Genomic DNA, 22837 nt, shown 5'->3' with positions numbered 1-22837 from the left:
TCAGAAGTGAAACGCCGTAGCGCCGATGGTAGTGTGGGGTCTCCCCATGCGAGAGTAGGGAACTGCCAGGCATCAAACAAGTGAAGAGGCCATCCTGACGGATGGCCTTTTTGCGTTTTTGTCCTCAGTAAATCTTATAGAATTAAACAAAACGTTCCGATTATTTCTCTTGATCCCGCCCAAGCCAACGCAGTATAAACGCAACAATCTTCGCTATCTCATTGATATTTAATACAGGAATATCCAGAACGAGTGGCACATCACTGGCAACGGCAATAACATGCTCATCGATCGTCAGCTCATCCACTTGATGCCCGCACCCCTGGCGAAACAACAGGATCTTTGGCAATGCTTCGTGTTTGAAGCCTTCCACTAACACCAGATCCAGCGTCGATGCATCCATTCGACTCACCAGCCAGGCGAGGTCTAATTCTGGCTCATCCGGCGTTTCGGTCATCAGCGCCCAACGATGAGAACTGGCCACCATCGTCTGTGCCGCACCGGCTTTGCGTAATTCGTAGCTGTCTTTTCCCGGCATATCGACATCCATATCATGATGCGTATGCTTGATGAGACCCGGGCGTAAACCCTGGGCGCATAATGCCGGGATCAACGCTTTCAGGAGTGTCGTTTTACCGGTACCGCTCCATGCCGCAATTGCGAGTACCGGGATCATGCTTTTTCTTCCCAACGCTCCAGGTCCTCAGGGGTGTTCACATTGATAAATGCTTCTTTTGTATCGCTAAAATCAACAGAACAGCCACCTAAACTGTGCAAAAAAGCCATTACTCTGCGTTCGCCCTGAGCAATATAATGCTGAAGTTCCGGCACGATTTTTCGATGTATTAACGCAATCGTCGGATGATCACGCTCACCATCGTTTACCCACACGGCCGACACGTTTTGGCTGGCTGAACTCAAACGTTCAGCAAGATTATCGGGTATAAAAGGGGTATCGCAGGGAGAGAAAAGATACCAGTCGCTGTCTGACTGTTGCATCACCGATAACATTCCGGCCAGTGGGCCTGGAAAATCGGCAATGCAATCCTGAATAACGGGCAGACCACTGGCGCGATAAACTTCCAGATTGCGATTGGCACTGACGATGAGCTTATCAACCTGCGGCCTCAGTGCATGCGCCACATGTTGCCATAAAGGTTTGTCTTTTAATTCAATCAGACCTTTATCTTGCCCGCCCATGCGTGAGGCTTTGCCTCCCGCCAGAATCACGCCTGTTATCGTACCCATTTCAATCACCTTATCGCCTCTTTTATTGTGGGTTTGACCCTGATAACGTGTCTGTACCAAGAGTAAGGAGCACGACCATGAAATGTGAACGTCTGAATGAAGTTATTGAACTCCTTCAGCCAGAATGGCAGAAAGAGCCAGAATTAAATCTAATTCAATTCTTGCAGAAACTGGCGAAAGAATCAGGTTACGAAGGTGAACTTAGTGATTTAAGTGACGATATCCTGATCTACCATCTGAAAATGCGCGGTGCGGAGAAAGATGCCGTGATCCCGGGTATTAAGAAAGATTATGAAGAGGATTTCAAAACGGCGTTACTTCGTGCCCGCGGGGTAATTAAAGAGTAAAAGCTTGTAAGAGGCGCCACCGAAAGCGCGGTGAAATGATATCCTGAGTTATTCGTTTAAATTTGCGGATAATGGGATGAACCATAACGCTTTTACTTTCCAGACTCTCCATCCGGACACCATTATGGATGCGCTGTTTGAGCTGGGAATTCGGGTCGATTCAGGCCTGATCCCGCTCAACAGCTATGAGAACCGCGTCTATCAGTTTCAGGATGAAGACCGTCGTCGCTATGTGGTGAAGTTCTACCGCCCGGAAAGATGGTCTGCCGATCAAATTCGCGAAGAGCATCAGTTTGCCCTCGAACTTGTTAGTGATGAAGTGCCGGTTGCCGCGCCTTTATCATTTAACCAACAGACGCTATTAACCCACCAGGGGTTCCATTATGCGGTTTTCCCGAGCGTAGGCGGGCGTCAGTTTGAACCTGACAGTCTCGATCAAATGGAATGGGTGGGGCGCTATCTTGGTCGTCTTCACCAGACGGGGCGCAAATCACGCTTTGTTCATCGTCCTGATATGGGTGTAAAAGAGTATCTGATTGAACCTCGTCAGGTTTTTGAAACGACCGCGCTTATCCCTTCAGCCTTAAAAGATGAATTTTTGCGTGTTGTTGATACGCTGATTGAGGCGGTGATGGCGCAGTGGCATAACCGTTTTGCGACCTTACGTCTGCACGGCGATTGCCATGCCGGGAATATTCTCTGGCGCGATGGCCCTTTATTTGTCGATCTCGATGATGCGAGAAATGGTCCGGCTATCCAGGATCTGTGGATGTTGTTGCATGGCGACAAAGCCGAACAACGCATACAGCTTGAGACGATTATCGAGGCCTATGAAGAATTCAGTGAGTTTGATACAGCGGAACTGAGCCTGATTGAACCACTACGTGCGATGCGCCAGGTGTACTACCTGGCATGGATAATCCGCCGCTGGGATGATCCTGCTTTCCCGAAAAACTTCCCGTGGTTAACCGGTGAAGATTACTGGCGCGAACAAACGTCTACTTTTCTCTGGCAAGTGAAGGCACTACAAGAACCGCCTTTGCAATTAACGCCATTTTATTAATGTGACACATCCTGGAGATTATTAACCATGAAGAAAATTTGGCTGGCGCTGGCTGGAATGATTCTGGCATTTAGCGCATCTGCTGCTCAATTCACTGATGGTAAGCAATACATCACACTCGACAAGCCAGTTGCAGGAGAACCGCAGGTTCTTGAGTTCTTCTCGTTTTATTGCCCTCACTGCTACGATTTCGAGCATGTCTGGCACGTTGCGGATGCAGTGAAACAAAAGCTGCCGGAAGGCACCAAAATGACCAAATACCATGTTGAATTCCTTGGCCCATTGGGTAAAGAGATGACGCAGGCATGGGCCGTGGCTATCGCGCTGGGCGTTGAAGATAAAATTACGGCACCGATGTTTGAAGCGGTGCAGAAAACCCAAACCGTTCAGTCAGTTGCGGATATTCGAGATGTCTTTATTAAGGCTGGCGTGAAGGGTGAAGAGTATGACGCTGCATGGAACAGTTTTGTGGTGAAATCACTGGTCGCTCAGCAGGAGAAAGCGGCTGCCGACCTGCAACTACGCGGTGTTCCGGCTATGTATGTTAACGGTAAATATCAGCTGAACATGCAGGGGATGGATACCAGCAGCATGGACATCTTCGTTCAGCAGTATGCTGACACGGTAAGATTCCTGGTCGAACAGAAGTAAGCATATAAACGCCGGTCATTGACCGGCGTTGTTATATTCACGTTTTATGGCATCAATTTGCTGGTCTTTTTCATTCCACAAAGTATTCAGCCACTGCTGGAAGCCACGCTTAAAGTTTTTATCGTTCACATAGTCCCCATGTAATTCAGTGGTCACCGGCAGTAAATTAATGCGAACGACAATGCGTGTCAGCTTCCCGCTCAGCATGTCATAAAAAGGTTTTCGATCATTTTCCGGGTAGCACAGGGTGACATTCAGTAGCTTATCAAACTGCGTACCCAGCACACCCAATGCCATTGCAATTCCCGCCGCTTTCGGCGGCAGCAGGTTATTAAATGAGGAACGGGTTTGCTGGCGTTTCTCATTGGTGAAACGAGAGCCTTCAACGAAATTCACAATGGTCGTGGGATGGGAGCGAAATTTCTCGCAAGAGCGACGAGTCGTATCCACGTCTTTGCCGCGTCGTTCTGGATGACGAATCAAATAGCTGCGTGAGTAACGACGCATAAAAGGCATATCCAGCGCCCAACAGGCAAGCCCAATAAAAGGCACCCAGGCGAGCTGCTGTTTGAGGAAATATTTATTCATTGGGATGTGTTTACGGAAAAGGACACAGAGCACCACGATATCTGCCCAGCTATGATGGTTGCAGATCAACAGATACCAGTTTTTCTTATTCAGTCCTTCAAGCCCTTCAATATCCCACTGTAAATGCGGATTCAGGCGCAACAACCAGGCCAGCCCTTCACACCAGCAGTACATCATAAAATTACAAAATGCTGAGATAGCGCGCCACAGCACCGGCACCGGTAACAGCAGTTTTATGATACCGGCAATAATAATCGGCACGGAACACAGAATGGTCACCAGGATAGTGAGTACGATACTCAGCAGCAAGGTGAAAACAGAGAGCAATCTCGACATAATTAATTTATTCAAAGAGTTAATTACAAACACGCACTTTAACGAAGCGTAAGAGGCTGATTTTACCAGAATATGCGCGGTTTATTGAGGAAAGGTGGCCTGCATGTAGTCCTTGCCAAAATAGCCAAAAAGTAATGTCTTTTTCTTATATCCACATGGAGCAAATAATCACCAAAAGGCAAAGTTGATCGTTTGCTATTTTTTAATGTATTGATTTAAAAGGATTGATACATTTTTACGATCAACAGGAATGCACAATAATCCAGCCAGTGAGAAATAATTCACAAACTTATCCACAGGTTAAAATGAAAAAGATCCTGCCGATCGTGAATTCTTTTTTCGCATTTACGGTGAAAAACTGATGTTTTCTCCCGTCTGTGGCATCCTTTAGCCATAAATTGATAAACAGGCACGGACATCATGGTTCAGATCCCAGAAAACCCCCTTATCCTTGTTGACGGTTCATCCTACCTCTATCGCGCTTACCACGCGTTTCCTCCGCTGACTAACGCAGCGGGAGAACCGACCGGCGCAATGTATGGGGTGTTGAATATGCTGCGTAGCTTAATTTTGCAGTATCAGCCAACCCATGCTGCGGTGGTGTTTGATGCCAAAGGCAAAACGTTCCGCGATGAGTTATTTGAGGACTATAAATCTCACCGTCCTCCTATGCCGGATGATTTGCGTGCGCAGATTGAACCACTGCATGAGATGGTGCGGGCGATGGGACTGCCGCTGATGGCGGTGTCTGGCGTTGAGGCTGATGATGTCATTGGTACTCTGGCGCGCGAAGCAGAGAAACTGGGCCGCCCGGTGCTGATAAGCACGGGCGATAAAGACATGGCACAGTTGGTGACGCCGGGCATTACCCTGATTAACACCATGACCAACACGATCCTCGGGCCTGAAGAAGTGGCCACCAAATACGGTGTTCCGCCAGAGCTGATTATCGATTTCCTTGCTCTGATGGGTGACTCTTCAGACAATATTCCGGGCGTACCGGGAGTGGGTGAGAAGACTGCGCAAGGCCTGCTTCAGGGGCTGGGTGGGCTCGATACCCTCTATGCCAACCCGGAGAAGATCGCCGGGCTTTCCTTCCGTGGCGCTAAAACCATGGCCGCGAAACTCGAGCAGAATAAAGATCTCGCGTATCTCTCTTACAAACTGGCCACCATTAAAACGGATGTTGAGCTGGAGCTGACCTGCGAGCAGCTTGAAATCCAGCAGCCCGCGGCAGAAGTGCTGGTGGATTTGTTCAAAAAGTATGAATTCAAGCGCTGGATTGTCGAAATGGAAGCCGGGAAGTGGCTCCAGGCTAAAGGGGGTAAACCGGCGACAAAACCACAGGAAACCGCTGTTGCTGAGACGCAAGCAGAAGCTCCGGCCGCGTCGTTATCGGCGGATAACTATGTGACCATTCTCGATGAGTCCGTGTTGCAGGAGTGGATTGTTAAGCTGCAAAAAGCGCCGCTGTTTGCTTTCGATACCGAAACTGACAGCCTGGATAACGTCAGCGCTAATCTGGTTGGATTATCTTTTGCGACTGAACCCGGTGTGGCGGCCTATATCCCGGTTGCCCATGATTACCTTGATGCGCCGGAGCAGATATCCTGCAAACGGGCTCTGGAATTACTCAAACCGCTGCTTGAAGACGAAAAGGCACTCAAGGTTGGGCAAAATCTGAAGTTCGATCGCGGTATTTTGCAAAACTATGATATCGAACTGCGCGGCATTGCCTTTGATACCATGCTTGAATCCTACACCCTGGACAGCGTGGCCGGACGCCATGATATGGACAGCCTTTCTGATCGTTGGTTGAAGCACAAAACCATTACCTTTGAAGAGATTGCCGGAAAAGGTAAGAAACAGCTGACCTTTAACCAAATCGATCTGGAGCTGGCCGGGCGTTATGCGGCAGAAGATGCGGACGTAACTCTCCAGTTGCATCTGAAAATGTGGCCGGAACTACAGAAGCATGCGGGTCCATTAAGTATTTTCCAGCATATTGAGATGCCGCTGGTGCCTGTCCTGTCGCGTATTGAGCGTAATGGCGTCAATATCGACCCGGCAGTTTTGCATAAGCACTCCTCGGAGATTGCTCTGCGCCTGGTGGAACTTGAGAAGAAAGCACACGAGATTGCCGGTGAGCCTTTCAATCTGGCATCCACAAAACAGTTGCAGACCATTCTCTTCGAAAAACAGGGTATTAAGCCGCTGAAGAAAACACCGGGTGGCGCACCTTCAACATCCGAAGAAGTTCTCGAAGAGCTGGCGCTGGATTATCCGCTGCCAAAAGTGATCCTTGAGCACCGTGGGCTGTCGAAGTTGAAATCGACCTACACGGATAAACTGCCGCTGATGATCAGCGAGAAAACGGGCCGTGTGCACACCTCTTATCACCAGGCGGTGACGGCGACCGGGCGTTTGTCCTCGACGGAACCTAACCTGCAAAACATTCCGGTGCGCAATGAAGAAGGGCGGCGTATTCGCCAGGCGTTTATTGCCCCGAAAGATTATGTGATTGTTTCGGCCGACTACTCACAAATCGAACTGCGTATCATGGCGCATCTATCGCGTGATAAAGGTCTGTTGTCGGCATTTGCACAAGGTAAAGACATTCACCGTGCTACCGCCGCAGAGGTATTCGGCATGCCGCTGGAAAGCGTCACCAGCGAACAACGACGTAGCGCGAAGGCCATCAACTTTGGACTGATTTACGGAATGAGCGCCTTTGGTCTGTCACGCCAGCTCAATATCCCGCGCAAAGAATCCCAGAAGTATATGGATCTCTATTTTGAACGCTACCCGGGCGTGCTGGACTATATGGAGCGTACTCGCGCACAAGCGAAAGAGCAGGGCTATGTTGAAACGCTCGAAGGCCGTCGGCTCTATCTGCCGGATATCAAGTCCAGCAACGCTGCCCGTCGTGCTGGCGCAGAGCGTGCGGCAATCAACGCCCCGATGCAGGGTACGGCGGCAGACATTATCAAACACGCGATGATTGCTGTAGATGCCTGGCTGGAAAGCGAAAAACCGCGCGTGAAAATGATCATGCAGGTCCACGATGAACTGGTGTTTGAAGTGCATCAGGAGGATCTTGATGCCGTTTCGAAGAAGATCCACGAACTTATGGAGAGCAGCACCAAACTGGATGTTCCCCTGCTGGTGGAAGTGGGTAGCGGGAAAAACTGGGATCAAGCGCACTAAGTGTTCGTCTAATAAGGTCATTTTTTTGTAAGTAAGCAACATAACTTACATGTTTTGTGATGATCATTAGAATTCCCTATGTAAAGGTTGAAAATAAACTACAAAAAGTGCTTTGTGCGAAAACGAAAAGAGAGTAGAGTTAAACACGTAGGGTACAGAGGTAAGATGTTCTATCTTTCAGACCTTTTACTTCACGTAATCGGATTTGGCTGAATATTTAGCCGCCCCAGTCAGAAATGACTGGGGCGTTTTTTATTGCGCGAAAGAAACGAAAAGCGCGGGCAAACGCCGCGCAGAAGGGTCATTCTTCAGGGGTTTCTTCGGTAACCGGCGCAATAGTGTTAAACCAGTTGTCCAGTTTCTCACGCAGTTTATCCACGCCCAGCTTCTTCAGTGAAGAGAAGGCTTCAACCTGCACATCCCCGTTAAAAGCCACCACGGCTTCGCGCACGGCATTCAATTGCGCCTTACGTGCTCCGCTGGCCAGCTTATCTGCTTTCGTCAACAGCACCAGAATCTGCACGTTGCTCTCTACAGCCCATTGGATCATCTGCTGATCGAGATCTTTAAGCGGGTGGCGGATATCCATCAGAACCACAAGACCTTGCAGGCACTGGCGCTTCTCAAGGTATTCACCCAGTGCGCGCTGCCATTTGATCTTCATCTCTTCCGGGACTTCTGCATAGCCATAACCGGGAAGGTCGACGAGGCGCTTGCCATCTGCAACCTGAAACAGGTTAATCAACTGCGTACGACCCGGGGTTTTTGAGGTACGGGCCAGGCTTTTCTGATTGGTCAGCGTATTCAGTGCACTGGATTTTCCTGCGTTGGAGCGGCCGGCAAATGCCACCTCAATGCCTGTATCAGAGGGTAAGTGGCGAATATCAGGCGCACTGGTTACAAAGTGCGTCTGTTGGTAGTTCCAGTTAGTCAAAATGAGCGTCTCCATAATCTATAGCCTGGATGGATTATACCTGAACCCACGTAAAAGGCTGTTTTTCTCGCCAGAATACGGTTCAAAGAAAATGGCTATCAAATGTGTAGGATATTTGCCATAAAACGTCTGCGAACTTTCGGAGGATCCCCAGAGAAGAAAACCAGTAAACATAGTTAAATCAATCGGTTGTTTTTATGGAATTTTCTGAATTTAGCTTTTTTGGCCCTCTGGTGGCTTGTGAGTTTAAATTTAGCAGGTAAAGTATCCGGTAAGGCGAGGAAGCCCAAGGGATGAAGACTTAAGGATGAGGGGTCAGGAGCGCCAGGAGGCGAAGACCAGGAAACTACCAGGCGGGTAGTCATGACAAGGAAAAGGACCACAACACGGACTGTTAAATGCCAAGGGAAAAACAGGGTAGGTTGCTGGCATTCAGGGAATGTAATACCCGTAGAGGGTTGAAGGTCAGAAAAAAAGGCGACAGATTGCTCTGTCGCCTTTTTTCTTTGCTTGCTTTCTGCTAGATTCCGCCGCAATTCTATACTGAATAAAACCATTAAAGCCGAGCATCATGAAAAAACCTTCGACCACTCCGCGCGGTAAAAGCGCTGGCAAAGCACCCCGCAAATCACGTGAAGAAATAAACCAGGAAGCACGTGACCGCAAGCGCGACAAAAAGCACCGTGGCAATGCGCCGGGCAGCCGTGCGAGTGGGGCAAGCGAAAGCACCGGTTCCGGAAAACGTACGCAACAGAACGATCCCCGTATTGGCAGTAAAAAACCTGTTTCACTGGGAGTGACAGATGTCCCGGTGAAAAAACAGCCAAAACCTAAGAGCGAGAAACCTATGCTTTCACCGCAGGAAGAACTGGATTCGCTGGAAACTGATGAGCGCCTGGATGCGCTACTGGAACGTTTAGAAGAAGGCGAAACCCTGAGTGCTGAAGAGCAGAGTTGGGTGAATGCCAAACTTGATCGTATCGATGAGCTGATGCAGCAATTGGGCCTCTCATACGATGATGATGAAGAAGAAGAGGAAGAAGAGCGGGAAGATATGATGCGTCTGCTGAAAGGCGGCCAGTAACGGCGACGCATGGGCTTACCCGTCCTGCTTATAACCCTTCCGGTTATATGTTATCTGGTGTGGTTATTCGTTAAACTACAGCGGTTGTCGCGGCGCAAAGTGAGGCTGCGCAACCGGCTTATGACCCGACAAGCGGTCAGGCCGGGCCGCCGTAAGCACCAGCGGCATCATTGGAAGGAGTAAGCATGTCTGAGCAAAGCATTGACTGGGATCTGGCCCTCATCCAGAAATATAACTATTCCGGGCCGCGTTACACCTCATACCCCACCGCGCTCGAGTTTTCGGAATCCTACGGCGAAGATAATTTCACTGCTGCGGTTGCCCGTTACCCCGAACGTCCGCTCTCGCTGTATGTGCACATCCCGTTTTGCCACAAGCTGTGCTATTTCTGCGGCTGCAATAAGATAGTGACCCGGCAGCAGCACAAAGCCGATCAGTATCTGGATGCGCTGGAACAGGAAATTGTGCACCGTGCGCCGCTGTTCACTGACCGTCGCGTTAGCCAGTTGCACTGGGGCGGCGGCACGCCTACCTACCTGAATAAAGCGCAAATCAGTCGTCTGATGGGGCTGCTGCGTGAGCATTTCCATTTTGATGCACAAGCAGAAATCTCCATTGAGGTGGATCCGCGTGAGATTGAACTCGACGTGCTTGACCACCTGCGTGCGGAGGGCTTTAACCGCCTGAGCATGGGGGTCCAGGACTTCAACAAAGAGGTGCAGCGGCTGGTCAACCGTGAGCAGGACGAAGACTTCATCTTCGCGCTGATCAAACGTGCACGCGAGATTGGCTTCACCTCGACCAATATCGATCTGATTTATGGCCTGCCGAAACAGACGCCGGACAGCTTCGCCTTCACGTTGAGTCGGGTGGCAGAACTCAGCCCGGACCGTTTGAGCGTCTTTAATTACGCTCACCTGCCAACCCTGTTTGCTGCGCAACGTAAAATCAAGGATGCCGACCTGCCCACCGCGCAGCAAAAGCTGGATATTTTGCAGCAGACCATTACTTCCCTTACCGATGCGGGTTACCAGTTTATCGGGATGGACCATTTTGCCCGTCCGGACGACGAACTGGCTATCGCACAGCGTGAAGGGATGCTGCACCGTAATTTCCAGGGGTATACCACTCAGGGTGATACCGATCTGCTGGGAATGGGGGTCTCCGCGATCAGCATGATTGGCGACAGCTATGCGCAAAACCAGAAAGAGCTGAAGAGTTATTACCAGCAGGTGGATGATGCCGGTCATGCGTTATGGCGGGGAATTACGCTCACCCAGGATGACTGTATTCGTCGCGATGTGATTAAGGCGTTAATTTGCCACTTTAGTCTGGATTTTCAGGCCATTGAAACGCAGTGGGATCTGAATTTCAGGGCGTATTTTGCTGAAGATCTGCAACTGCTTGCGCCGCTGGCAAAAGACGGGCTGGTGGCGATTAATGAGCAGGGGATTCAGGTGACGGCGAAGGGGCGCTTGCTGATACGCAATATCTGCATGTGCTTTGATGCCTGGCTGCGCCAGAAAGCGCGGATGCAGCAATTCTCACGGGTGATTTAATGCTTATCAGGCCTACAAATCGCATGCGTTTGTAGGCCTGACAGATTTAGCTAAACAGCCCAAACAGCGCAGCGCAGAGTACTGCTGCAACGGCTGCCTGTGGCGTATGACCGGCCGCAGCGCTAATTTCAGCGCTGCTCGACACCATGTTAATTAATGATTCCAGCATGATTCAGTTCCCCCGTGAACGGGCGAGATCATACTGAACTCATCGGAACAGTAAAGCGCAAAATTGCAGCAATTTGCGCTGGCTATTCAATCTTTACAAACCTCAGAGATATTACTCCATCCCCAGTTCTTTCAGCTTGCGTGTCAGGGTATTACGCCCCCATCCAAGCAGCCGGGCCGCTTCCTGTTTATGCCCCTGGGTGTGGCGTAGTGCGGTCGTCAGCAGCGTACGTTCCATCTCAGGTTGTGCTTCAGAGAGCAGGTTTTGATGACCGGAACGCAGCGCGCGATCGGCCCACTGCGCCAGCAATGTTGCCCAGCTATCAGGCAGTGATTGCGACGGGCTGTCCGGCACGGTGGTTTCGAACAGTTCGGCGGGCAAATCCTGAATCAACACTTCCTGGCCTGCGGCCATCACCGTCAACCAACGACAGGTATTTTCCAGCTGGCGCACGTTACCCTGCCAGGCAAGGCGCGTCAGCGCGGCTTCCGTTTCCGGATGCAACAGCTTCGCCTCAACCCCCAGTTCGCGGGCGGCTACCTGTAAAAAGTGGCGCGCCAGGCGGGGAATATCTTCACGTCGTTCGCGCAGCGGTGGCAAATGCACACGGATAACGTTCAGACGATGGAATAAGTCCTCGCGGAATTTCCCCTCCTGCACGCGCTGCTCGAGGTTCTGGTGGGTCGCCGCGATAATGCGCACATCCACTTTTACCGGGGCATAGCCACCGACACGGTAAAACTGCCCGTCAGCCAGCACGCGCAATAAACGCGTCTGGACATCCAGTGGCATATCGCCGATTTCATCAAGGAATAGCGTCCCGCCGTCAGCCTGTTCAAAACGGCCCTGACGAATGGTATTCGCGCCGGTAAATGCCCCTTTCTCATGACCAAAGAGTTCGGATTCAATCAAATCCTTCGGGATGGCCGCCATATTGAGTGCGATAAAAGGGGCTTTAACGCGTGGGCTGTGACGATGTAAGGCATGAGCAACCAGCTCTTTACCGGTTCCGGATTCGCCGTTGATCAGCACGCTAATTGACGAGCGCGACAGGCGACCAATGATCCGGAATACATCCTGCATCGCAGGCGCTTCGCCAATGATATCGGTGGTTGGCCCGCTAACCTGTACGTTACGTGGCTGCTGTTGTTCCTGATAGTGACTGATGGCACGCTCAACCAGCGCCACCGCCTCGTCAATATCGAATGGTTTGGGCAGATAATCGAATGCCCCTTGCTGATAGGCGCTGACCGCAGCATCCAGATCCGAATGGGCGGTCATTATGATGACCGGCAGCATAGGATGACGCTGTTTTATCTGTTTTAACAGTGCCAGACCGTCCATCCCCGGCATACGGATATCAGACAGCAGTACATCCGGGGTTTTGGTGGTCAGTGCATCAAGCACTTCATTGGCATTTTCAAAGGTCGTACAGTTCAAGCCAGCCCCGGTGAGCGCGCGTTCAAGCACCCAACGGATGGAGCTATCGTCATCAACGATCCAGACTATCCCTCGTTGCATAAACACCTCTATTTCCGAATAGGCAGGAACACCGAAAACTCGGTATGGCCTGGCCAACTGGTGAATTCAATTTTGCCAGAATGTTGATCGATCAAACTGCGAGCGATAGATAAACCCAGTCCGGTGCCGCCCTCACGCCCGCTGACCATCGGGTAGAACAGCGTGTCCTGTAAGTGCGACGGAATGCCCGGCCCGTTATCTTCCACATCAATTCGCGCGGCAAGGCGATAACGCACGCCATGCAGCGTTAACTGGAAGGCTGTACGCGTCCGCAAAATGATTTCGCCGCCTTCCGGGCCAAGCGCCTGTAAGGCATTGCGGACGATATTCAGTAGAACCTGTTCTATCTGATCGGGGTCGTGAGCCAGCTCCGGTAAACTTGGGTCGTAATCACGCACCAGAGTGACATTGTCGGGCAACTCCATCGACACCAGCTTCACCACGCGCTCAGCGACTTTGTGAATGCTTTCGGTGACATGCATGCCGGGTTGTTGTGGCCCTAACAGTCGGTCGACCAGATTACGTAGCCGGTCGGCCTGCTCGATAATGACTTTGGTGTACTCCGTCAGTGACGGGTCAGGCAGCGCCTTGGCCAGCAGTTGTGCGGCGCCGCGTAAGCCACCAAGCGGGTTTTTAATCTCGTGAGCCAGTCCTCGCACCAGATCGCGTGCGGCGACCTGCTGAGCGTGCTGTAACTGTTCCTGGCTAAGACGTCGCTGGTTATCCATAGGGGCCATTTCCAGCAGGATCAAGCCTTCAGGTAATCGTTGCGCCGTTAGCGAAAGAATATGTGAGCGCCCATCAATCACCAGCGTCACTTCGTTATCCGTAAACCCTTGTCCTGCATAGAGACTTTCACGCATAAGAACGATGTTCAGCGAAAAGTAACTCAGCAGTTCCGGTAAGGGGGTGCCGAATAATTTACGTGAGCTTTGCGCCAGAAGTTGTTGCGCGGCAGGGTTGGCGTAATGCACCGCCAGCTCATCATCAACCAGCAAAATGCTGTTGATTAAAGAATTGAGGATCTGCCCAGCATCGGGCAACGAGCCACTCGCCATCCAGCAGTCTCCCAGAGTTGCACTGTTTTAGTGCAGTATAGCGTTTTATAGGTAAAAAAGGCGTGTATTCAGGTTGTTGGTGGAGAAAAAAGCCCATCCTGAGATGGGCTGAAATTTCCACGGCAACTCAATCCCCGGCGAACCGGGGATGACGACAAAAATATTAAACGCTGTAGTACAGCTCGAACTCTACCGGGTGCGGAGTCATACGTACGCGGTCGTTTTCTTCGGTACGCAGTGCGATGTAAGCATCGATAGCGTCGTCAGTGAACACGCCGCCCGCAGTCAGGAACTCGCGGTCTTCGTTCAGCGCATTCAGTGCTTCTTCCAGAGAGCCTGCAACCTGTGGGATCTCGCTCGCTTCTTCCGGCGGCAGGTCATACAGGTTTTTGTCCATGGCTTCGCCCGGGTGGATTTTGTTCTTGATACCATCAAGACCAGCCATCAGCAGGGCAGCAAAGCACAGGTACGGGTTAGCCGCTGGATCCGGGAAGCGCACTTCGATACGACGTGCTTTCGGGGAAGCAACCACTGGAATACGAATAGACGCGGAACGGTTACGCGCAGAGTAAGCCAGCATAACCGGCGCTTCGTAACCCGGGACCAGACGTTTGTAGGAGTTGGTGGTCGGGTTAGCCAGGGCGTTGATAGCTTTAGCGTGTTTGATAACACCGCCGATGTAGAACAGCGCCTGCTCAGACAGACCAGCATATTTGTCGCCAGAGAACAGGTTTACGCCATTCTTGGACAGAGACATGTGGCAGTGCATACCGGAACCGTTATCACCGAACATTGGTTTCGGCATAAAGGTCGCAGTTTTACCGAAGCGGTGAGCGACGTTGTGAACTACATATTTGTAGATCTGAATTTCGTCCGCTTTTTTGGTCATGGTGTTGAAGCGGGTAGCGATTTCGTTCTGACCCGCAGTAGCCACTTCGTGGTGGTGCGCTTCAACAACCAGGCCCATCTCTTCCAGGATCAGACACATGGTAGAGCGGATGTCCTGAGAGGAGTCAACCGGAGGAACCGGGAAGTAACCGCCTTTCACGCCAGGACGGTGACCTTTGTTACCGCCTTCGTATTTGGTGGAGGAGTTCCATGCACCTTCGATATCGTCGATAGCAACGTGAGAACCGGAGATAGAGTTACCGAAACGAACGTCGTCGAACAGGAAGAACTCAGGCTCTGGCCCGAACAGAACGGTGTCTGCCAGACCGGTAGAACGCAGGTATTCTTCAGCACGTTTAGCGATGGAACGCGGGTCACGATCGTAGCCCTGCAGCGTACCTGGTTCCAGGATGTCGCAACGAATGATCAGAGTCGGTTCTTCGTAGAACGGGTCAATCAGCGCGGTAGAGGAATCCGGCATCAGGACCATGTCAGACTCGTTAATGCCTTTCCAGCCGCCAATCGAGGAGCCGTCAAACATTTTGCCTTCTTCAAAGAATTCGGCATTAACCTGATGAGCCGGAATGGTGACGTGCTGCTCTTTACCTTTAGTATCAGTAAAGCGCAAATCAACAAATTTCACTTCGTGCTCATTCAGCATCGTCAAAACGTGTTCAGCGGACATACTTAAACTCTCCCGGATTTATCATTGTCGTCGTGGTAACGAGGTCTGCAAATACTGCGTAAACCTGGCGTTGTTGCCATATTTTTTATAAAGCGAAATCTATGCCAACTTTTAAATGTCACTAAAAAGGCGCTATTATGCGCACCATAGTGCAAAAGGGCTGCACCATGATGGATATATTGCACCAGTATAGTGCTTCAATATGAACATTGAGCACCGTATTGGTGCAATTTTCGTTAAAGTGCCCCTCTTTCGCTTCGTGAAAGTGATCACAAAGGCTGGCAACATAACTTGTTTGCACAGGAAGTTTGTGATCCTGTTTAGTCCTTCGATTAATACGTGTACAATAACGCGCTATTTCTAATGCCTGAGGCAAAGTTGTGATCGAAAATCTGCGTAACATCGCCATCATCGCGCACGTTGACCATGGTAAAACTACCCTGGTAGATAAGCTGCTGCAGCAATCTGGTACCTTCAGTAACGAACGTGCTGAAGCCACCGAACGCGTGATGGACTCCAATGATTTGGAGAAAGAGCGTGGGATTACCATCCTCGCTAAAAACACCGCTATCAAATGGAATGACTACCGTATCAACATCGTTGATACCCCAGGGCACGCCGACTTCGGTGGTGAAGTTGAACGTGTAATGTCCATGGTAGACTCCGTTCTGCTGGTCGTTGACGCAATGGATGGCCCAATGCCGCAGACCCGCTTCGTAACCAAAAAGGCATTTGCCCATGGTTTGAAGCCAATCGTGGTTATCAACAAAGTTGACCGTCCTGGCGCGCGTCCTGACTGGGTTGTCGATCAGGTATTTGACCTGTTCGTAAACCTGGATGCGACCGACGAGCAGCTCGATTTCCCAATCATCTATGCATCTGCATTGATGGGGATCGCTGGTAACGATCACACTGATATGGCGGAAGATATGACCCCGCTGTACCAGGCGATTGTCGACCATGTATCTGCGCCAAAAGTCGAGCTGGATGCACCGTTCCAGATGCAGATCTCTCAGCTTGATTACAACAACTACGTTGGTGTTATCGGCATTGGTCGCATCAAGCGCGGTAAAGTTAAACCTAACCAGCAGATCACTGTGATCGACAGCAAAGGTAAAACACGTAACGGTAAAGTCGGTAAAGTACTGACTCACCTCGGTCTGGAGCGTATTGAATCCACCGAAGCCGAAGCGGGCGATATCATTGCAATCACCGGTCTGGGCGAACTGAACATCTCCGATACTCTGTGCGATCCGCAAAACGTCGAAGCACTGCCGGCGCTGTCTGTCGATGAGCCTACCGTAACCATGTTCTTCAACGTCAACACCTCTCCGTTCTGTGGTAAAGAAGGTAAGTTCGTTACTTCTCGTCAGATCCTTGAGCGTCTGAACAAAGAGCTGGTACACAACGTTGCACTGCGCGTTGAAGAAACCGAAGATGCGGACGCATTCCGTGTGTCTGGTCGTGGTGAGCTGCACCTGTCTGTTCTGATCGAAAACATGCGTCGTGAAGGCTTCGAACTGGCGGTGTCCCGTCCGAAAGTTATCAACCGCATGATCGATGGCCGTATGCAAGAGCCGTTTGAGAACGTGACGCTGGATATCGAAGAACAGCACCAGGGTTCTGTGATGCAGGCGATGGGTGAGCGTAAGGGCGATGTCAAAGACATGATCCCTGACGGCAAAGGTCGTATCCGTCTGGATTACCTGATCCCGGCACGTGGCCTGATCGGCTTCCGTACCGAGTTCATGACCATGACCTCCGGTACCGGTCTGCTGTACTCCACCTTCAGCCACTATGACGATGTGCGTGCTGGCGAAATCGGCCAGCGTAACAACGGCGTGCTGATCTCTAACGGCCAGGGCAAAGCAGTCGCATTTGCACTGTTCAGCCTGCAGGATCGCGGTAAGTTGTTCCTCGGCCATGGCGCAGAAGTGTATGAAGGCCAGATCATCGGTATTCACAGCCGTTCTAACGACCTGACTGTAAACTGCCTGACCGGTAAGAAACTGACCAACATGCGTGCGTCTGGTACTGACGAAGCAACGGTTCTGGTTCCGCCGATCAAGATGACTCTGGAACAGGCTCTGGAATTTATCGATGACGACGAACTGGTAGAAGTTACTCCTACCTCCGTGCGTATTCGTAAACGCCACCTGACCGAAAACGACCGCAAACGTGCAGGTCGTGGAGCGAAAGAAGCGTAATTTACGTTTTCTTCCGTAAAAAAGCCGGGCAACGATGTTGCCCGGCTTTTTTGTTTTTGCGAGGGTGAGCGCTCATGCCAATACTCGCTGACAATCTTGTTCCTTTTGATTTCCCTTCACACTCATCACATTCCTTTCTCCTGCGTGAGTGGGCGAACTATTCAACCTCTGACTTTCCCGCTACAGTTAACTTTCCACGGCAAACAAGGAGAGAGAAATGCTCTATATCTTTGATTTGGGTAACGTGATTGTCGATATCGACTTCAACCGGGTGCTGGGCGCATGGAGCGATTACAGCCGCGTGCCGCTGGCGACACTGAAGCAGAGTTTCAATATGGGGGAGCCGTTTCGCCAGCACGAGCGCGGTGAAATCAGCGATCAGGACTTCGCTAAAGCGCTCTGTGAAGAGATGGATCTACCACTCAGTTACGAACAGTTCTCGACGGGCTGGCAGGCGGTGTTTGTGTCACTGCGCAAAGAGGTTATCACCCTCATGCAGCAACTGCGCGAGCAGGGGCATCGCGTGGTGGTGCTCTCCAATACCAACAGCCTGCATACCACTTACTGGCCTGAGCAGTATCCCGAAATCCTCACCGCTGCGGACCATATTTACCTTTCGCAAGAGATGGGGATGCGCAAACCTGAGGCGAGAATTTACCAGCAAGTGCTCGCACTCGAAGGATACAGTGCCGCCGATGCCGTCTTCTTTGATGATAATGCCGACAATATAGAAGGGGCTAACCAGTTGGGGATAACCAGTATTCTGGTAACGGGTAAGCAAACCCTCCCTGACTATTTTGCGAAGCAGTTATGCTAAAACTTTTTCATCATAAGGCGAAACACCATACACGGCCGCTGTGGTCGTGGCTCAAGCTGCTCCGGCAGCGCATTGATGAAGACCATATGACGACGCTGGCCGGCAACCTTGCCTACGTCTCATTGCTCTCTCTGGTGCCGCTGGTGGCGGTTATTTTTGCCCTGTTCTCTGCTTTTCCGATGTTTGCAGATGTCAGCATCCAGCTACGTCACTTTGTTTTCGCCAATTTCATACCCACGACTGGCGATGTGATTCAAAACTACATCGAACAGTTTGTGGCCAACTCCAGCAAAATGACGGCGGTTGGGGCATGTGGTCTGGTGGTGACAGCACTTCTGCTGATGTATTCCATCGACAGTGCACTGAATGCCATCTGGCGCAGTAAACGCGTTCGTCCGCGGGTGTACTCCTTCGCCGTTTACTGGATGATACTCACGCTGGGGCCCCTGCTTGCCGGGGCGAGCCTGGCTATCAGTTCCTATCTGCTTTCACTGCGCTGGGCCAGTGAGCTGAATACGGTGATTGATGATGTGTTACGCATCTTCCCACTGCTTTTATCGTGGATCTCTTTCTGGCTGCTTTACAGCATTGTACCCACCACCCGCGTGCCCAATCGTGATGCGATTGTTGGTGCTTTTGTCGCTGCATTATTATTTGAAACGGGTAAAAAAGGGTTCGCGCTTTATATCACCACATTTCCGTCTTACCAGCTGATCTATGGTGTGCTGGCTGTCATCCCCATTCTGTTTCTCTGGGTCTACTGGACCTGGTGTATCGTCTTGCTTGGTGCGGAAATAACTGTCACTCTCGGAGAATACCGAAAATTAAAAACCGCAGCAGAACAAGAAGAAGCAGACCAACCATGATTGCATTGATTCAGCACGTATCTCAGGCCAGCGTGTCCGTGGCGGGAGAAGTGACGGGTGAAATCGGCCCGGGACTTTTGGTGTTGTTAGGTGTCGAAAGGGACGATGACGAACAAAAAGCGAACCGCCTGTGTGAACGCGTGCTGGGGTATCGTATTTTTAGTGATGCAGACGGCAAGATGAACCTCAATGTTCAACAATCCGGCGGTAGTCTACTGGTTGTCTCACAATTTACGCTGGCGGCGGATACCGAGCGCGGTATGCGCCCAGGCTTTTCCAGAGGTGCGGCGCCAGAGAAAGCCGAGGCGCTGTACGACTACTTCGTGAGTCGCTGCCGTAGCCAACAGATGGAAACACAAACCGGACGATTCGCTGCAGATATGCAGGTCTCGCTGGTCAACGACGGCCCCGTAACGTTCTGGTTGCAGGTATGAGCCAGCTTGCGGTGTTGCCCCGGGTCACAAGAGAGAATACAGCTATGTATCACCTTCGCGTACCGCAAACAGAAGAAGAGCTTGAGCTTTACTACCAGTTCCGTTGGGAGATGCTGCGCAAGCCGTTGCATCAGCCGAAAGGCTCCGAACGCGATGCCTGGGATGCCATGGCCCATCATCAAATGGTTGTGGATGAAGAAGGCGAGCTGGTGGCGGTTGGTCGGCTGTACATTAATGCTGATAACGAAGCTTCCATTCGTTTTATGGCCGTACATCCGTCAGTACAGGATAAGGGGTTAGGGACGCTAATGGCGATGACCCTGGAGTCAGTGGCTCGCCAGGAAGGGGTCAAACGCGTCACCTGTAGCGCCCGCGAAGACGCGGTCGAGTTCTTTGCCAAACTAGGATTTATCAACGAAGGTGAAATAACCGCGCCGCAAACCACTCCGGTGCGCCACTTTTTGATGATCAAACCCGTTGCCACTCTGGATGATATTTTACATCGCGGCGACTGGTGCGGGCAGCTTCAGCAGGCGTGGTATCAGCATATCCCGCTGAGTGAAAAAATGGGTGTCCGTATTCAGCAGTACACCGGGCAGAAATTTATAACCACCATGCCGGAAACAGGTAACCAGAACCCTCATCATACGCTGTTTGCTGGTAGCCTGTTTTCGCTGGCGACCCTGACGGGATGGGGATTGATCTGGCTGATGCTGCGTGAGCGCCATCTCGGTGGGACGATCATTCTTGCCGACGCCCATATTCGCTATAGCACGCCTATCAGCGGAAGACCGAGCGCAATTGCTGATTTAGGCTCGCTGAGCGGCGATCTGGACAGACTGGCGCGCGGGCGTAAAGCGCGGGTGCAGTTGCAGGTTGAGCTGTTTGGCGATGATAAGCAGGGGGCCATCTTTGAGGCGGTGTATATCGTTCTGCCAGCCAAACCCTTTGGGTCGTATGAAGAAGGTGGCAACGAAGAAGAGTGACAATATCTATCAGTCCGGCATCCGCTGGGCTTCGTTGAGCGGGCGCTCATATTCCGCAGCGCCCTGGCTCTTTCAGCACGTCAGTCGCCAGGCCACATCCCTGATAGCTCCCCGCGCCGCCTGGCTGATGCCGCCGAGCTGGAAGAAACCGTGGATCACGCCGAGATGATGCTGGCAGGTGCATTCCACGCCTTGTTCGGTCATTCGCTGAAACAGTGCTTCGCCTTCATCACTCAATGGGTCAAATTCTGCGGTGATGATATGGGTGGGCGGGAGGCCATTAAAGTCATCGCGCCAGAGTGGGCTGGCTTCCGGATGCATGATGTCCGTATCACCCAGGTACATCTCATAACCACTAAGCAATGAATCCCGGGTAATCACATAGTCTGCGCCATTGCTGACGTAACTCTCAAAATATGCAGTTGCGTCGAGCATCGGGTAAATCAGGATCAGCTGCGCCGGAAGCCACCTGTTTTCTGTTTTTAACCGCAGTGCGGTGACCAGGGCCAGATGGCCACCTGCGCTGTCTCCGGCCAGCGTGATCTTTTGCCGATCCACACCCAGCTCCGGTGCATGTTGCCAGATAATCTCCGCACCTTTTTGCGCGTCATCATGAGCGGCCGGATACGGGTGTTCCGGTGCGAGTCGATACTGCACTGCAATCACCCGACAACCGCTGTAAAAAGCCAGCTGGCGCAACTGCCTGTCATGGGTCGCGAATTCACCGCTGATAAAACAACCACCGTGATAGTAAACCAGCGTGGGTAATTCGCCTGCTGCATTAAGTGGGGAGAACAGGCGCAATGCTATACCATCGAGATGAATATCTTCGACGTTCACGCGTGTTTCTGGTTCACCTGCCAGTACGACGCTGGCAAGGTAACCCGCCCGCCGATCGTCAATACTTTTATCCCGTGAAGAAGGCCGCCCGGCGGCAATAAAGTCTTTTACCAGCTCTGCAATACCCTTTTCCAGTGCCATTTTGCTATCTCATTCTGTATGGATATACAGTGTTATAACCTGGAAAAGGACCGATGAAAACAGTGATTTTTAAGGATGGGAGAATCTGGAAAGCGTCTCGCAAAAATGAAAGAGGTGGGGGCGCAGCCTGCGGTTAATTGTTGACGCCTCGCATTTCACAACACCAAATTTGAGCGGACAGCTCAGTAACTTGGTTATTCAGGTAAGATATGTTCTTCGGATGAAAAGCATTTTGCATGGCGACTAAACGATGAATGATAAAATCCCTGCGGCAGCAAAAAGGCTCTCCTGGTCAGGGGGATGGGCGAGTTTGCGCGATCTTGAAGTTATCCAGGCGGTAATCGATTCCCGTAGCGTAACTCAGGCGGCAGAGCGTCTTGGTATCTCCCAGCCAGCGGTAAGCCGGGTTTTAAATCAAATAGAAGAACGCAGCGGGCGGCAATTGTTTCATCGTGAAAATAACCGTCTTGTTCCGAGCATGGATGCGTTGTTGCTGTATGAAGAAATTGAAATTATCGCCGACTCCTTTTCTCGCCTAAGCCAGTTTCGCCAGCGAGATGCGCGACGCCAGCTGCGTATTCTGGTTCCTCCGACACTGGCTTATGATTTCGTTAATCCATTAACCGCACGCTTTATGCGTGAAAATCCACATACCCAAATTCGTCTGGAAATTGGCCGCAGCGAACATATTTTACAGGCTCTGGCACGGGATGAGGCTGATGTCGCCATTGCCGATATTTTTGCCGAGCAGTATCACGCCAATTTGAACCAGATCCCGCTCAGAAAAACGCAGATTATTTGCGTGTTGCCCAAGGGACATCCTTTGTGTGAGAAGGCCGAAATTTCATCTCAGGATCTGCATCAGCAGGATTACATTGCGCTGGTGAAAAACAATGTCGGGCGTAGCCTGCTGGATCAGGCGCTGGAGAGCGGTACATCCAGGCCTAACATTGTTGCGGAGGTCTCTGATCTGAAAACCGTATTCACCTTTGTGGAACAGGGGCTGGGAGTAAGCCTGGTCAGCGCATTCCCATTAAATGATATTCCTGGGCTGGAATATCGACTCTTTATGCCTAGGGTTCAGAGCCTGGTCGCGTGCTTTACCCGTAAGAATAATGACGCACTCGTTCAGGCATATAGCGCATTTATTCGAAAGAATCAGCCTCCTGCGGATCGTTACTCCAGCCCGGTTTAACGAACGAGGGCGC

General features: G+C 51.3%; 21 protein-coding genes. 12 read left to right on the top strand and 9 right to left on the bottom strand.

Annotated elements, in window-relative coordinates; translation table 11 throughout:
- Positions 1 to 160: 160 nt before the first annotated feature.
- Positions 161 to 676, bottom strand: a complete 516-nt coding sequence (gene mobB, locus ACSZO4_RS08900) for a molybdopterin-guanine dinucleotide biosynthesis protein MobB (RefSeq protein ID WP_437888526.1) — start codon at positions 674 to 676, stop codon at positions 161 to 163.
- Positions 673 to 1248 (bottom strand): molybdenum cofactor guanylyltransferase MobA, encoded by a 576-nt coding sequence (gene mobA / locus ACSZO4_RS08895; RefSeq protein WP_437888530.1) that lies wholly within the window; start codon positions 1246 to 1248, stop codon positions 673 to 675. Before mobA ends, mobB begins: the two co-directional genes overlap by 4 nt.
- Positions 1249 to 1325: 77 nt before the next feature.
- Here mobA and ACSZO4_RS08890 point away from each other — a divergent pair, with 77 nt between their 5' ends.
- The 3 genes from ACSZO4_RS08890 (at position 1326) to dsbA (ending at position 3309) form a co-directional block, all read left to right on the top strand.
- Positions 1326 to 1595 carry a YihD family protein gene (locus ACSZO4_RS08890; protein ID WP_437888525.1) on the top strand — a complete coding sequence of 90 codons (270 nt, stop codon included), beginning with the start codon at positions 1326 to 1328 and terminating at the stop codon, positions 1593 to 1595.
- 76 nt (positions 1596 to 1671) lie between these two features.
- Entirely contained in the window at positions 1672 to 2658 is a 987-nt protein-coding gene (locus ACSZO4_RS08885) for a serine/threonine protein kinase (protein ID WP_437888523.1), read from the top strand.
- Positions 2659 to 2685: 27 nt separating this feature from the next.
- On the top strand, positions 2686 to 3309 hold the full coding sequence (dsbA, locus tag ACSZO4_RS08880) for a thiol:disulfide interchange protein DsbA (RefSeq protein ID WP_437888522.1): 624 nt from the start codon (positions 2686 to 2688) through the stop codon (positions 3307 to 3309).
- A 15-nt stretch (positions 3310 to 3324) separates the two neighbouring features.
- On the opposite strand, the gene ACSZO4_RS08875 is transcribed toward dsbA, so the two are convergent.
- Positions 3325 to 4233 (bottom strand): acyltransferase, encoded by a 909-nt coding sequence (locus ACSZO4_RS08875; protein WP_437888521.1) that lies wholly within the window; start codon positions 4231 to 4233, stop codon positions 3325 to 3327.
- A gap of 420 nt (positions 4234 to 4653) precedes the next feature.
- Here ACSZO4_RS08875 and polA point away from each other — a divergent pair, with 420 nt between their 5' ends.
- Positions 4654 to 7440 carry a DNA polymerase I gene (gene polA / locus ACSZO4_RS08870; RefSeq protein ID WP_437888520.1) on the top strand — a complete coding sequence of 929 codons (2787 nt, stop codon included), beginning with the start codon at positions 4654 to 4656 and terminating at the stop codon, positions 7438 to 7440.
- Positions 7441 to 7741: 301 nt separating this feature from the next.
- Here the strand turns inward: polA and yihA are convergent, their stop codons facing one another.
- Positions 7742 to 8374, bottom strand: coding sequence for a ribosome biogenesis GTP-binding protein YihA/YsxC (gene yihA / locus ACSZO4_RS08865; protein ID WP_437888528.1), 633 nt, complete (start codon positions 8372 to 8374; stop codon positions 7742 to 7744).
- 571 nt (positions 8375 to 8945) lie between these two features.
- Here yihA and yihI point away from each other — a divergent pair.
- The gene (gene yihI / locus ACSZO4_RS08860; RefSeq protein ID WP_437888519.1) at positions 8946 to 9458 is read left to right on the top strand and encodes a Der GTPase-activating protein YihI; all 513 of its coding nucleotides are present in this window, start codon (positions 8946 to 8948) and stop codon (positions 9456 to 9458) included.
- A 185-nt stretch (positions 9459 to 9643) separates the two neighbouring features.
- A complete protein-coding gene (gene hemN / locus ACSZO4_RS08855; protein ID WP_437888518.1) occupies positions 9644 to 11017 on the top strand; it encodes an oxygen-independent coproporphyrinogen III oxidase in 1374 nt (457 codons plus the stop codon).
- 46 nt (positions 11018 to 11063) lie between these two features.
- Here hemN and ACSZO4_RS08850 read toward each other — a convergent pair whose 3' ends face one another.
- From ACSZO4_RS08850 to glnA, 4 genes are all read right to left on the bottom strand, one after another.
- Positions 11064 to 11186 (bottom strand): YshB family small membrane protein, encoded by a 123-nt coding sequence (locus ACSZO4_RS08850; protein WP_437888517.1) that lies wholly within the window; start codon positions 11184 to 11186, stop codon positions 11064 to 11066.
- A gap of 111 nt (positions 11187 to 11297) precedes the next feature.
- Complete coding sequence (glnG, locus tag ACSZO4_RS08845) at positions 11298 to 12707, bottom strand: nitrogen regulation protein NR(I) (RefSeq protein ID WP_437888516.1); 1410 nt, start codon at positions 12705 to 12707, stop codon at positions 11298 to 11300.
- A gap of 8 nt (positions 12708 to 12715) precedes the next feature.
- Positions 12716 to 13765 (bottom strand): nitrogen regulation protein NR(II), encoded by a 1050-nt coding sequence (glnL, locus tag ACSZO4_RS08840; RefSeq protein WP_437888515.1) that lies wholly within the window; start codon positions 13763 to 13765, stop codon positions 12716 to 12718.
- A gap of 163 nt (positions 13766 to 13928) precedes the next feature.
- Positions 13929 to 15338, bottom strand: a complete 1410-nt coding sequence (glnA, locus tag ACSZO4_RS08835; RefSeq protein WP_437888514.1) for a glutamate--ammonia ligase — start codon at positions 15336 to 15338, stop codon at positions 13929 to 13931.
- 380 nt (positions 15339 to 15718) lie between these two features.
- On the opposite strand from glnA, the gene typA reads away from it, so the two are divergent.
- The 5 genes from typA to fabY all read left to right on the top strand — a co-directional run bounded on the left by typA (position 15719) and on the right by fabY (position 20648).
- Positions 15719 to 17545 (top strand): ribosome-dependent GTPase TypA, encoded by a 1827-nt coding sequence (typA, locus tag ACSZO4_RS08830; RefSeq protein WP_437888513.1) that lies wholly within the window; start codon positions 15719 to 15721, stop codon positions 17543 to 17545.
- A gap of 217 nt (positions 17546 to 17762) precedes the next feature.
- Entirely contained in the window at positions 17763 to 18362 is a 600-nt protein-coding gene (yihX, locus tag ACSZO4_RS08825) for a glucose-1-phosphatase (RefSeq protein WP_437888512.1), read from the top strand.
- Positions 18356 to 19228 carry a virulence factor BrkB family protein gene (locus ACSZO4_RS08820; protein ID WP_437888511.1) on the top strand — a complete coding sequence of 291 codons (873 nt, stop codon included), beginning with the start codon at positions 18356 to 18358 and terminating at the stop codon, positions 19226 to 19228. The genes yihX and ACSZO4_RS08820 overlap by 7 nt, the downstream gene beginning before the upstream one ends.
- Positions 19225 to 19662 (top strand): D-aminoacyl-tRNA deacylase, encoded by a 438-nt coding sequence (gene dtd, locus ACSZO4_RS08815; protein ID WP_437888510.1) that lies wholly within the window; start codon positions 19225 to 19227, stop codon positions 19660 to 19662. The genes ACSZO4_RS08820 and dtd overlap by 4 nt, the downstream gene beginning before the upstream one ends.
- 44 nt (positions 19663 to 19706) lie before the next feature.
- Complete coding sequence (gene fabY, locus ACSZO4_RS08810; RefSeq protein WP_437888509.1) at positions 19707 to 20648, top strand: fatty acid biosynthesis protein FabY; 942 nt, start codon at positions 19707 to 19709, stop codon at positions 20646 to 20648.
- A gap of 72 nt (positions 20649 to 20720) precedes the next feature.
- Here the strand turns inward: fabY and ACSZO4_RS08805 are convergent, their stop codons facing one another.
- The gene (locus ACSZO4_RS08805) at positions 20721 to 21629 is read right to left on the bottom strand and encodes an alpha/beta hydrolase (protein WP_437888508.1); all 909 of its coding nucleotides are present in this window, start codon (positions 21627 to 21629) and stop codon (positions 20721 to 20723) included.
- Between the two features lie 250 nt (positions 21630 to 21879).
- Here ACSZO4_RS08805 and ACSZO4_RS08800 point away from each other — a divergent pair, with 250 nt between their 5' ends.
- Entirely contained in the window at positions 21880 to 22824 is a 945-nt protein-coding gene (locus ACSZO4_RS08800) for a LysR family transcriptional regulator (RefSeq protein ID WP_437888507.1), read from the top strand.
- The last annotated feature ends 13 nt before the right edge of the window (positions 22825 to 22837 follow it).

It is taken from the genome of Phytobacter sp. V91 (genome assembly GCF_965644225.1).
Classification (GTDB): Bacteria; Pseudomonadota; Gammaproteobacteria; order Enterobacterales; family Enterobacteriaceae; genus CBFFRJ01.
The sequence above is the reverse complement of the archived record's forward strand: the minus strand, read 5'-3'. Positions and strand labels throughout refer to the sequence as shown.